The sequence below is a fragment of the Streptomyces sp. LS1784 genome (assembly GCF_020103755.1).
Lineage (GTDB): Bacteria > Actinomycetota > Actinomycetes > Streptomycetales > Streptomycetaceae > Kitasatospora.
The window spans coordinates 1-12277 of sequence record NZ_JAHSQD010000229.1; the positions used below are offsets into that span (position 1 = coordinate 1).

The 12277-nt window shown below is 72.3% G+C and carries 9 protein-coding genes and 1 pseudogene; 5 read left to right on the forward strand and 5 right to left on the reverse strand.

Features of this window, described 5'->3' with window-relative positions; all coding sequences use genetic code 11:
* Positions 1-127: 127 nt before the first annotated feature.
* The 3 genes from KS423_RS24305 to KS423_RS24315 all read left to right on the forward strand — a co-directional run bounded on the left by KS423_RS24305 (position 128) and on the right by KS423_RS24315 (position 5089).
* Positions 128-1702, forward strand: a complete 1575-nt coding sequence (locus KS423_RS24305; protein ID WP_224281807.1) for an SCO6880 family protein — start codon at positions 128-130, stop codon at positions 1700-1702.
* Positions 1703-1761: 59 nt separating this feature from the next.
* Entirely contained in the window at positions 1762-3111 is a 1350-nt protein-coding gene (locus KS423_RS24310) for an ATP-binding protein (RefSeq protein WP_224281808.1), read from the forward strand.
* 184 nt (positions 3112-3295) lie between these two features.
* Entirely contained in the window at positions 3296-5089 is a 1794-nt protein-coding gene (locus KS423_RS24315; protein WP_224281809.1) for a bifunctional UDP-sugar hydrolase/5'-nucleotidase, read from the forward strand.
* Between the two features lie 120 nt (positions 5090-5209).
* Here KS423_RS24315 and KS423_RS24320 read toward each other — a convergent pair whose 3' ends face one another.
* From KS423_RS24320 to KS423_RS24340, 5 genes are all read right to left on the reverse strand, one after another.
* Entirely contained in the window at positions 5210-6685 is a 1476-nt protein-coding gene (locus tag KS423_RS24320) for a HAMP domain-containing sensor histidine kinase (protein ID WP_224281810.1), read from the reverse strand.
* Positions 6682-7452 carry a response regulator transcription factor gene (locus tag KS423_RS24325; protein WP_224281812.1) on the reverse strand — a complete coding sequence of 257 codons (771 nt, stop codon included), beginning with the start codon at positions 7450-7452 and terminating at the stop codon, positions 6682-6684. Before KS423_RS24325 ends, KS423_RS24320 begins: the two co-directional genes overlap by 4 nt.
* A gap of 68 nt (positions 7453-7520) precedes the next feature.
* Complete coding sequence (locus tag KS423_RS24330; protein ID WP_224281814.1) at positions 7521-8705, reverse strand: S1C family serine protease; 1185 nt, start codon at positions 8703-8705, stop codon at positions 7521-7523.
* A 115-nt stretch (positions 8706-8820) separates the two neighbouring features.
* A complete protein-coding gene (locus tag KS423_RS24335) occupies positions 8821-9879 on the reverse strand; it encodes a LacI family DNA-binding transcriptional regulator (protein ID WP_224281816.1) in 1059 nt (352 codons plus the stop codon).
* A 149-nt stretch (positions 9880-10028) separates the two neighbouring features.
* Positions 10029-10760 carry a response regulator transcription factor gene (locus tag KS423_RS24340; RefSeq protein WP_224281819.1) on the reverse strand — a complete coding sequence of 244 codons (732 nt, stop codon included), beginning with the start codon at positions 10758-10760 and terminating at the stop codon, positions 10029-10031.
* A gap of 721 nt (positions 10761-11481) precedes the next feature.
* Between KS423_RS24340 and KS423_RS24345 the strand changes: the two genes are divergently transcribed.
* Together KS423_RS24345 and KS423_RS24350 are read left to right on the forward strand one after the other, a co-directional pair.
* Positions 11482-11775 (forward strand): MoaD/ThiS family protein, encoded by a 294-nt coding sequence (locus tag KS423_RS24345; protein ID WP_224281820.1) that lies wholly within the window; start codon positions 11482-11484, stop codon positions 11773-11775.
* Between the two features lie 5 nt (positions 11776-11780).
* Positions 11781-12277: pseudogene (locus KS423_RS24350) on the forward strand (hypothetical protein); the annotation flags it as partial.

Below are 12277 nucleotides of genomic sequence, written 5' to 3' on the forward strand. Positions count from 1 at the left end.
GGTTCGGTCGCGCCGGGCATCGCCGCCCACGCGGGCCGGACGCCGGCGCCACCGCCCCAGGGCGGGCCGCCGCAGGCCCCGGTTCCGATCCGCGAAAGCAATCCAGCGAAGGGAGGGTGACGGGTAAGTGAGCAGCGAACCGCTCGGCCAGTACGGCGCCCAGTACGCCCAGCCGTACGTGCACCAGCGCCGCACCTACCTGATCGGCAAGGCCCGCCCGAACGCGCCGATCGGCCGGAACCGGGAGTCCGGCGAGATCATGCTGATCATCCTCGGGGCCTTCCTCGGCATGCTCTGGGGCCTGCTGATGCCGATTCTGCCGTTGCGGATCGGCGGTCTGGTCGGTCTGCCGGCGCTCGCCATCGCGGCGGTGTACGTGCCGTACCGCAAGCGGACGTTCTATAAGTGGGCGGAGATCAACCGCACCTACCGCCGGACGGTCCGCAGCGGGCGGGCGGTGTGGCGCTCGGACGTGATGGACGCCGGCACCCGGCTGGACGGCCGGGAGGTGGAGGTCGGCCCGCCGCCCGGGGTGGGGCGGTTGCGCTGGCTGACGGCGCCGTTCGGGCCGGACGAGGTCGGGGTGCTGATGCACCTGGAGCGGCGCACGGTGACGGCCGCGATCGAGATCGAGGGCCCGGGAGTCGGCCTGCGCGACTCGGAGGACCAGGAGGCCCTGGTCGACCGGTTCGGGACGCTGCTGAAGCACGTCGCCAACGGGGACGGCTTCGTGACCCGGCTGCAGATCCTGGCCCGGACCCTGCCGGCCGACCCGGACGCGCACGCCAAGGACGTCGAGCGGCGCGGTGACCCGTCCGCTCCGCGCTGGCTGCAGGACTCGTACGACCAGCTCCAGTCGATGGTGTCGACCTCCTCGGAGCAGCACCGGGCCTACCTGGTGGCGTGCATGCACTACACCCGCGACCTGGCCGCCGAGGCGCACGCGATGGGGCGCACGGCCACCGGGCGGCGGGCGCGGGACGACGAGGGGCTGGCGGCCGTGATGGCGCGCGAGCTGACCGACATCTGCGCCCGGCTGGCCGAGGCGGACATCCGGGTGCGCCAGCCGCTGGGCCAGGCCCGGCTCTCCTCGCTGCTGCACTCGATGTACGACCCGGACCACCCGATCGACCACATCCAGGCGATGTCCCGGCGCAACGCCTGGCCGGCCGAGCTGGACGCGACCCACCAGCAGTACCTGCAGGCGAAGACCCGTGAGTCGGCGACCCGGGAGCCGTGGTGCCACGCCACCGCGTGGATCAAGGAGTGGCCGCTCACCCCGGTGGGCGTCAACTTCCTGGCGCCGCTGCTGGTGCACACCCCGGACGTGATCCGGACGGTCGCGGTGACGATGGACCTGGAGCCCACCGACGTCGCGATCGAGCGGATGCTGACCGAGAAGACCAACGACGAGGCCGAGGCGAGCCGCGCGGCCAAGATGAACCGGACGGTCGACCCGCGCGACCTGGCCCACACCGGCCGGGTGGACCAGCGCGGCGACGACCTGGCGTCCGGCGCGGCTGGGGTGAACCTGGTCGGCTACATCACGGTCTCCTCGCGCAACCCCGACGCGCTGGCCCGTGACAAGCGGACCATCCGGGCCTCGGCCGGCAAGAGCTACCTCAAGCTGGAGTGGTGCGACCGCGAGCACCACCGGGCCTTCGTCAACACCCTCCCGTTCGCCACCGGCATCCGCCGCTGAGCACGCCGTACGCCCGTACGTCCGTCCCCGTCCACCGCTGACCCGTCAGGAGGCCGCCCATGGCGCTCGGCAACCTCACCGAGGCGTTCACCAGCCTGATGTTCGGCAAGGTGGAGACCACCCGCCTGCCGGTGCGTACCTCCACCGGCCAGGCGCAGGCCGTCTACCTGCCCACCGCCGCGCCGGGGCTGGGCGACTCCGGCGTGATCATCGGCCGCGAGGTGTACAGCGGCAAGGGGTACGTGTACGACCCCTTCCAGCTGTACGGGCAGCAGCTGCCCGCCCCGCACTGGCTGGTGCTCGGCGAGTCCGGCAACGGCAAGTCGGCGCTGGAGAAGACGTACGTGCTGCGGCAGCTGAGGTTCCGCGACCGCCAGGTCGTGGTGCTGGACGCGCAGGGCGAGGACGGCGTGGGCGAGTGGAACCTGATCGCCGACGCGCTGGGCATAAAGTCGATCCGGCTGGACCCGATGGCGGCCCGGGACGGCGGGGTGAAGCTCAACCCGCTGGACCCGGCGATCACTCAGACCGGCCAGCTGTCGCTGCTGCGCACCATCGTCGAGGTGGCGATGGGGCGTGGGCTGGAGGAGCGGGCCGGTTTCGCGCTGAAGGCCGCGCACGCCCACGTGGTGGCGACGGTGAAGGACCGTCAACCGGTGCTGGACGACATCATCGACACCCTGCGCAACCCCGACCTGTCCTCGGTGGAGTCGCTGGGCGTGGCGGTGGACGAGGTGCAGTCCTGGGGCCTGGACGTGGCGCTGGTGCTGGACCGGCTGGTCGACGGTGACCTGCGCGGTATGTTCGACGGGTCGACCACCGAGGGCATCGACCTGGACGCGCCGCTGATCGTCTTCGACCTCTCGCACATCGACCGCAACTCGATCGCGATGCCGATCCTGATGGCGATCGTCGGGGTGTGGCTGGAGCACACCTGGATCCGTCCGGACCGGAAGAAGCGCATCTTCCTGGTGGAGGAGGCCTGGCACATCATCAACAGTCCGTTCGTGGCCCAACTGTTCCAGCGGCTGCTGAAGTTCGGCCGCCGGCTCGGCCTGTCCTTCGTCGCGGTGGTGCACCACCTGTCCGACGTGGTGGACGGCGCGGCGGCCAAGGAGGCCTCGGCGATCCTGAAGATGGCATCCACCCGGACGATCTACATGCAGAAGGCCGAGGAGGCGCGGGCCACCGGCCGGGTGCTGGGCCTGCCGCGCTGGGCGGTGGAGATCATCCCCACCCTGTCGCCGGGCATCGCGGTCTGGGACGTCAACGGCAACGTCCAGGTGGTCAAGCACATCGTCACCGAGGTCGAGCGTCCGCTGGTCTACACCGACCGCGCGATGACCGAGGACGCGGTGGCCGAACGGGTGCGGGCAGAGCGGCAGTTGGCGGCCGAGCCCGGGGTCTGAGGAAGTCCTCTCCGCGGGTTCCGCACCCGGCGGACGGCGATGGTTCGTCAGTAGGTAATCCTCTCGTTACGTCCGACGTCCTGACAGCTACGCGCGTTGACCTTAGGCTTCGCAGTCGCAACACATGCCCGAACGCCGACGCTGTCCTCAGCCGGTGCTCCTCCAAGGTGCAGGGGAACCCTTCATGCTCACCGTCAGATCCCGACGGACGGCGCTCGCCGTCGTCGCCGCCGCAGGTCTGTTCGGCACGGTGGTCGTGCCGACGGCCGCTCAGGCCGCCGACGCCAAGCGCCACAAGACCGTCAACCTCCAGCTGCTGGCGATCAACGACTTCCACGGCAACCTGGAGCCCCCGGCCGGCTCCTCGGGCACGATCAAGGAGATCGACCCGGCCACCGGCAAGGAGGTCGCCACCCCGGCCGGCGGCATCGAGTACCTGGCCACCGAGCTGCGCAAGGCGCGCGTCCCGGCCGACGACTCGATCACCGTCGCGGCCGGCGACATCATCGGCGCCAGCCCGCTCACCTCGGCGCTCTTCCACGACGAGCCGACCATCGAGGCGATGGACAAGCTCGGCCTGGACGTCACCTCCGTGGGCAACCACGAGTTCGACGAGGGCGCGCAGGAGCTGCGGCGCATGCAGGAGGGCGGCTGCCACCCGACCGACGGCTGCTACGAGGCCGGCCGCACCTTCAAGGGCGCCAACTTCAACTACCTGTCGGCCAACGTCACCGACGAGAAGACCGGCAAGCCGCTGCTGGCGCCGTACTGGGTGACCAAGTCCCAGGGCGTGAAGGTCGGCTTCATCGGCGTCACCCTGGAGGGCACGCCGAACATCGTGACCGCCGAGGGCGTCAAGGGCCTGAAGTTCGCCAACGAGGTCACCACGATCAACAAGTACGCCGCCGAGCTCAAGGCCAAGGGCGTCAACTCGATCGTCGCGCTGATCCACGAGGGCGGCTACCCGGCCAGCAGCGTCTACAACTACGACTGCGGCGCGGCCGGGCAGGGCATATCCGGCCCGATCGTCGACATCGCGAAGAAGATCGACCCGTCGGTCGGCGCCATCGTCACCGGCCACACCCACAACGCGTACGCCTGCAGCATCCCCGACCCCAACGGCGTCCCGCGTTCGGTGACCAGCGCCGCCTCCTTCGGCCGGCTCTTCACCGAGATCAACATGAAGCTGGACAAGACCACCGGTGAGATCGTGCGTCCCTCGGTCAAGGCCGAGAACCACGTGGTGCACCGCACGGTCGAGAAGGCGCCCGACATGACGGCGCTCGTCGACCACTACTCCAAGCTGGCCGCCCCGATCGCCAACCGCCCGATCGGCTACATCGCCTCGGACATCAACGGCCGCGGCAACAACGACCCGGAGAAGCCGCTCGGTGACGTGATCGCCGACGCGCAGCTCGCCGGGCTGGCCCCGGCCGACAAGGGCGGCGCGCAGGTCGCCTTCATGAACCCCGGCGGCATCCGCTCCGACCTGGTCTACAAGGCCTCGGGTGGCGAGGGCGACGGCGTGGTGACCTACGGCGAGGCGTTCACCGTCCAGCCGTTCACCAACATGATGCAGGTCAAGACGCTGACCGGTGCCCAGCTGATCCAGCTGCTCCAGCAGCAGGTGAGCGGCTCCAACGCCGCCGCGCCGAAGATCCTGCAGGTGTCCTCGAACCTGCACTACACCCTGGACATGCGCAAGACCGGTGCGGACCGGGTGGTCCTGGACTCGGTCCGGCTGAACGGCGCCCCGGTCGACCCGGCCGCCAAGTACCGGGTCGCGGCCAACGAGTTCCTGGCCGGCGGCGGCGACGGCTTCCCGGCCTTCGCGGCCGGCACCGACAAGCTGGTCGGCGCCTCGGACCTGGACGTCTTCACCGCCTACCTGGGCGCCCACAGCTCGGCCGCCGCGCCGCTCCAGGCCCCGGCGCAGGACCGTATCAAGATCATCGGCCCGGGCAGCGACATCGGCTGACTGTGAGCCGGCCCCGGGGGCGTGTCCTGTGGGTCCTGTCGGACCCGGCAGAGAACTGCGGGACACCCCCCTGCGGAAGGGCGGGTGGGGCGCTGTCGGGGCGCCCCACCCGCCCTTCCGTCATTCCGGGGCGGGGCCGCCGGGCAGCCGGACGGTGGCCAGCGCGCCCGGACCGCCGTCGGCGGCCGGTCCGAGGGTGACGTCGCCGCCCGCCTCCCGGACGCTCTGCGCGACGATCGACAGCCCGAGCCCGGAACCGGGCAGCTGGCGCGAGGACGGCGAGCGCCAGAACCGGTCGAAGACGTACTGGAGCTCGTCCGGCGGAATGCCGGGCCCGTGGTCGCGGACGGTCAGCACGCCCTGGTGCAGCCGGACCTCGATGGTGCCGCCGGGCGGGCTGTACTTGACCGCGTTGTCCAGCAGGTTGATCACGGCCCGTTCCAGCCCCACCGCGTCGCCGTGCACGTACCAGGGCTCGGTGTCCGTCTCGAAGACCAGCCCCGGGCCGCGCAGCTCGGCCCGCTCGACGGCCCGTCCGGCGATCTCGTGCAGGGCCACCACGGTGGGGGCCGGGCCGGTCTTCGGGGTGTCCGGGCGGGAGAGCTGGAGCAGGTCGCCGATCAGGACGGTGAGTTCCTGCATCTGGGCCTTCATGTTGCCGAGCAGCTTGGTCTTGGTCGCCGGGGGCAGCGGGCGGCCGGTGTCGTTGCTGCGGATCAGCAGGTCGACGTTGGTGCGCAGGGAGGTCAGGGGAGTGCGGAGCTCGTGCCCGGCGTCGGCGATCAGCCGGGTCTGCCGCTCGCGGGAGTTGGCGAGGGCGGTGCTCATGGAGTTGAAGGAGGTGGAGAGGCGGGCGATCTCGTCGTGCCCGTGGACCGGGATGGTGGTGCCGACCTCCTCGGTCCGGGCGATGTGCTCGACGGCGTCGGTGAGCTGGTCGACGGGCTTGAGGGCGGAGCGGGCGACCAGGCGGCCGGCGAGGGCGGCGAGCAGGATGCCGCCGGCGGCGACCGAGCCGAGCAGGATGGCGAGGCCGTCGAGGGAGTCCTCGATGGGCTGGGTGGGAGTTGCCACCATCACGACAGCGGGGATGGAGAAGTTGCGGTTGGGGGCCAGTCGGACGATTGCGGGGTCGCCATTGGTGAACTTCCCGTTCCGGGTGATCGATTGCCCGGGCTTGAGCTGGAATGCAGCGGCATCCCCCGGTGTGGTCACGATCGCCTTGGTCGCCCCCGGCGGCAGGCAGACTCCGGCCGACACGAGGAACTGGGTGTCCCGGGGGACGGCCCCACTGATCTCCGGCATGTTTCCGCCGCGCTGATGATCCAGTGCGGCTTCCGGAGTGGCGTAGCAGATGAGCCTCCCGGGCGTGGGCTGGGGCGCACTGGCGAGGTCGGACCGGACCTGGTTGTAGAGCTGCTTCTCCACGATGAACCAGCACGCCAGCGCCGACAGCGCGATCGCCACCGCCACCGCCGCCGCGCTCAGGAAGGTGAGGCGGCTGCGGAGCGAGCGGGAGCGGAACCAGTGCAGGAGGCGCTGCCGGCGCCCGCGCGTGCGGGGCGGGGCCAGCGGAGGGGGCGGAACGGTGGTCACGTGCTCGCGCCGGCTGCCGGGCGCAGGGCGTAGCCGACGCCGCGTACGGTCTGGATCAGGCGGGGCATGCCGCCCTGCTCGGTCTTGCGGCGCAGGTACATCACGTACACGTCCAGGGAGTTGGAGGAGGGTTCGAAGTCGAAGCCCCAGACCGCCTTGAGGATCTGTTCGCGGGTGAGGACCTGGCGGGGGTGGGCGAGGAACATCTCCAGCAGCATGAACTCGGTGCGGGTGAGCTCGATCGGCTTGCCGGCCCGGGTGACCTCGCGGGTGGCGGTGTTCATCCGCAGGTCGGCGAAGGCGAGCACCTCGCTCTCGTCCTCGACGGCGGCGCGGGCGGCGGCCTCGGCGGCGAGGGCGTTGCGGCGCAGCAGGGCGCGGACGCGGGCGAGCAGTTCGTCGAGTTCGAAGGGCTTGGCGAGGTAGTCGTCGGCGCCGACGTCGAGGCCGGTGACGCGGTCGCCGACGGCGTCGCGGGCGGTCAGCATCAGCACCGGGACGGTGTCGCCGCGCGAGCGCATCCGGCGGACGGCGGTGAGGCCGTCCATCCGGGGCATCATGATGTCCAGCAGGACGAGGTCGGGCCGGTCGCGTTCGACGGACTCCAGGGCTTCGTAGCCGTCGGTGGCGGTGGCGACCTCGTACCCCTCGAAGGCGAGGCTGCTCTCCAGGGCGTCCCGGAGGGCGGGTTCGTCGTCGACCACCAGGAGCCGGGCAGAGGGGTGGCCGGCCTCGGCGGCGGTACGGTCGTCGGCGGACGGGGTCATGGGCGGGTGCCCTTTCTCGTCGGGTGGAGGGCCTGCTGGGAGCAATTGTCCGTCTCAGGGGGTGCGGGTCACAGGTTCTGGCCGGCTTCGAGTTTCGGCAGGACCTGCTTGATGTCGTTGATCGGGATGGCGAAGCCGAGGCCGACGCTGCCGGCCGAGCCGTTGCCGGAGGAGCCGGAGCCGCCGGGCGCGTACATCGCCGAGTTGATGGCGATGACCTGGCCGCTGGCGTTGATCAGCGGGCCGCCGGAGTTGCCGGGGTTGAGCGCGGCGTCGGTCTGGAAGGCCTTGTAGGTGGTGGTGCTGCCGTTGTCGGACTGCGGGACGGTGCCGCGCAGGCCGGGCAGGAAGGGGAGGCCGAAGCCACCGTTGTTGCTGGTGCTGCCCTCGTCGAGCTGGACGGTGACGTCGCGGTTCTCGGCGCTGATGATGCCGGAGGTGACGGTGCCGGTGAGGCCGTCGGGGTTGCCGATGGCGACGACCGGGTCGCCGATGGCCATGGTGGAGGAGTCGCCGAGGACGGCGGGGGTGAGGTTCTTCGCGCCGGTCGCGGTGATCACGGCGACGTCGAGGGCCTTGTCGGTTCCGGTGACGGCGGCCTGGGCGGTGGAGCCGTCCTTGAAGGTGACGGTGATCCGCGCGCCGCCGGTCGCGGTGTCGATCACGTGGTAGTTGGTGAGGATCTGCCCGGCGGTGTTCAGGACGACGCCGGTGCCGGTGGAGGTGCCGTTGCCGCTCTTGACGGTGATCTGGACGGTGCTGGGCGAGACGGCGGCGGCGATGGCGCGCACGTCGGCGCTGCCGTCGGAGCGGGCGGAGACCGGGCTGGCGATGGTGCCGACGCGGTTGTCGGAGCTCTGCCGGTCCGCGGCGACCAGTCCGCCGGTGACCCCGCCGAGGACGGCGGCGACCGCGGCGACGGCGGTGACCATGGCGAGCCGGCCGCGCAGCAGTCCTCGCCGGGCCCGGCTGCCGCGGTCCCCGGGGCCCCCGGGGCCGAGGATCGTGGGCGGCTCGGGCGGAATCGGCGGGGGCGGCGGCGGTCCGTCGAAGCCGCCGTCGGAGTGGTCCTCCAGGTAGCTGTACCTGTACCCGTCCGGACCGGAAGCGCTGTCCGGGCCGCCGGCGGCCGGGCCGCTGCCGAGCACGGTGCCCTCGATCACCCGGGGCTCCTGGGACCAGTACGGGCCGTACTGCTCGTGGGCCCGGTCGGGGCCGTACTGCTCGCTGGGGTACTGCTGCTGTTCGCTCATGCCGACCAAGCTCGACCCGGTGCATGAGGAGTGCATGAGAACCGGCTCAGAACGAGGAGAGAAGCCCGTTGGGTTCTCATAAAGCCTGGTCAGGCCACCCGCAGAGCGGAATCGGCTACTCCGGTACCGACCGGCCGGGGGCGCCGCCGTCGCAGCCGCAGGAGCGGCGGATGACCAACCGGGACGGGAACGTGCGGACCCGCTCGGTGTCCGACCCGGGCACCATCAGCGAGTCGTCCAGCACCAGGTCCACGGCGGCCCGGGCCATCGCGTCGCGGTCGGAGGCGACGGTGGTCAGCGGCGGGTCGGCGAGCGCGGCCTCCGGTACGTCGTCGAAGCCGGCCACCGCGAGGTCCTCCGGGACCCGCAGGCCGACCTCGCGGGCGGCCCGCAGCACGCCGATCGCCTGGTCGTCGGTGGAGCAGAAGATCGCCCGCGGCCGGTCCGGCGAGCGGAGCACGCCGAGCGCGACGTCGTAGGCGCCGTAGCGGTGGAAGGGCGCGTCGATCAGGTGCGGCTCGGTGGGGACGCCGTGCGCGTCCATGGCGCGCTGCCAGCCCTCGACGTGGTCGATGACCGGGTCGCCGGGGGCGGGGGACTCGACCGGGCCGCCGAAACAGGCCACGTACGGGTGCCCGTGCACCTCCAGCAGGTGGCGCACGATCGCCTCGGCGCCCGCCACGTCGTCGGTGACCACCGCGACGTCGTCGATCGCCTCGGGCCGGCGGTGCAGCAGCACCACCTTGGCGCCCTCCATCGCGGCGAACTCCTCGGCGGCGCGCTGCGAGGGGCCCTGGCTGACCAGGATCAGGCCGGAGACGCGCATCCCGAGGAAGGCGCGGACGTAGTGCACCTCGCGGTCGTCCACGTAGTCGGAGTTGCCGATCAGCACCAGCTTGCCGCGCTCGGAGGCGGCCCGTTCCACGGCGTGCGCCATCTCGGCGAAGAAGGGCTGGCGGGCGTCCGGGACGACCATGCCGATCAGGTTGGTGCGGCGGGAGGCCATCGCCTGGGCGACGCTGTTCGGCCGGTAGCCGAGCTGCTCGATCGCCGCGAGGACCTTCTCCCTGGTCGCGGGCGCGACCGGGCGCGGCCCGTTGTTGATGACGTAGCTGACGACCGCGGTCGAGGTACCAGCCAGCCGGGCTACATCGTCGCGCGTCACTTTGGCCACGGGGGGAGTCTACGCGTGTGGCCTCCGGGGTGGCAGTGGGACCTGGGGCCTCGTTCGGCAGGCCGTCGGGCGGCTCCGGGAGGAACCGGACAAGCCGGGCGGCGGACGGCCCGCCCGGCTCCGTGCCGGTGCTCGGACGGGCCCGGGCCTCAGGCGTCCAGGGGGGCGGTGGGGCGTTGGGCGAGCTCCGGCCGTTCCCCCTTCTCGGGCTTCTCCGGGACGACGAAGCGGTAGCCGACGTTGCGCACGGTGCCGATCAGCTGCTCGTGCTCCACGCCGAGCTTGGCGCGCAGCCGCCGGACGTGCACGTCCACCGTCCGGGTGCCGCCGAAGTAGTCGTAGCCCCAGACCTCCTGGAGCAGCTGCGCCCGGGTGAAGACCCGCCCGGGGTGCTGCGCGAGGTACTTGAGCAGCTCGAACTCCTTGAAGGTGAGGTCGAGCGCCCGGCCCTTGAGCTTGGCGGAGTAGGTGGCCTCGTCGACCGAGAGGTCGCCGTTGCGGATCTCCATCGGGCCCTCGTCGGTGACGACCTGGAGCCGGCCGAGGGCGAGCCGCAGTCGGGCCTCGACCTCGGCCGGGCCGGCGGTGTCCAGCAGGACGTCGTCGATGCCCCACTCGGCGGTGACGGCGGCCAGGCCGCCCTCGGTGACCACCAGGATCAGCGGGCAGCCGATGCCGGTGGAGCGCAGCAGCTGGCAGAGGCTGCGGATCTGCGGAAGGTCACGCCGGCCGTCGACCAGGATGACGTCCGCGCTGGGGGTGTCCACCAGGGCCGCGCCCTCGGCGGGGGCCACCCTGACGTTGTGCAGCAGCAGTCCGAGAGCGGGCAGTACCTCGGCGGAGGGCTGCAGCGCATTGGTGAGGAGGAGGAGAGAACTCATACCCGGTGGTCCCCTTTCCGGGTCGTCGCGGTCGCGTTACGGCTGCCGCCACAGCCGGATGGCGCACGTGCTGAGGGGGAGGGGAGGACGGCGGTCGGCCGCGGCGAACCGAGGGAGCGGACGGCGTGCAGGGCGCGACGGCGGGTCCGCCGGGGGTCCCGCAACCCCTGGCGCACCGTTTCTGCCCTGTTCATCACCGCGAACCCTCCGGTCTGGTCCGGTGCCGGGTGGCGGCCCGGTGCCGGGTGGCGATGCCCCGGCCGGCCGGGGCACGTCGTTGTGCCGCCTCAGGCGGGGCGGTTCCTGCTGCGCGCCGGGGGTGGGCCGACGAATCGCAAGAACGTCCGTACTGGCGTCCTGAAAGCACAAAAGGATCCGGGGGCGACTCTGCCCGGATCCCTCATGGTGGTCGAGGATAGCCGACCTCGCCCCTCGGCCGGGAGTGCGGGAATCCGGCGGTTCGCCTCATTCGGGGCGTGCACCGGGTGAGGCTGGACACAACGTCGAGCGCCGGTCCGGCGCCCCTCGACGGCGGTCCGGCGGGAGACCGGTGCCCGTCCGGCCAGGGCGATTGCCGCTCGTGGCCGCGGACACGCCATCATGGGGACGCACATCGGAGGCGCTGTTCGGGTCCATCGTTCGGGTGGTCGGACGGCCGGCGCGGTGGCGAGCCGGACCGGGGCACCGGGACCGGGCGAGGACGACGAGAAGGGGTGGCCCGATGGGCGCGACCACCGAGCCCGCGAGCGGCGCCCGGGTGCGCGGGACGATCCGCTACTGGGCGGCGGCGAAGTCCGAGGCCGGGCTGGCCGAGGAGCCGTACGAGGCGGCGACCCTGGCGGAGGCGCTGGCGGCGGCCAAGGAGCGGCACGCCGACCGGCCGAAGCTCGTCCGGCTGCTCGGGCACTGCTCGTACCTGGTCGACGGGGCCCAGGTGGGCGGCCGCGACCACGCGGCCGTCGCCCTGACCGAGGGCGGGACGGTGGAGGTCCTCCCGCCGTTCGCGGGAGGCTGAGCGGCGTGACGGACATGAACAACCCGAACCACCCGAACCACGGCGGCTACGGCGAGTGGCAGCAGCAGCCCCACCAGCCGCAGCAGCCGTACCCGCCCCACGCGCAGCAGCAGCCGCATCCGCATCCGCACTTCCCGCAGCAGCAGCCGGGCCACCAGCCGCCGTACGGCTACCCGGTGGACGACGCGGCGGCGACCGCGGTGCTGCCGGCGGTGCCCGCGTTCGACGACGCCGAGGCGACCACCCTGCTGCCGCCGGTGCCGGCGATGGACGACGCCGAGGCGACGGCGCTGCTGCCGCCGGTGGTGGTGTCCGGTGCGATGCCGGTCGGGTCGCAGCAGCCCCCGCAGCCCCCGCAGCCCCAGCAGCGTCGGCAGCCGGAGCAGCCCCAGCAGCCCCAGCAGCATCAGCGGCGTCGGCGGCCGGAGCAGCCCCAGCCGGACCCGACGATCCAGCTCCAGCAGCCGCCGAGGCCCCGGGCCCGGCACGCGGCCCCGGCGCC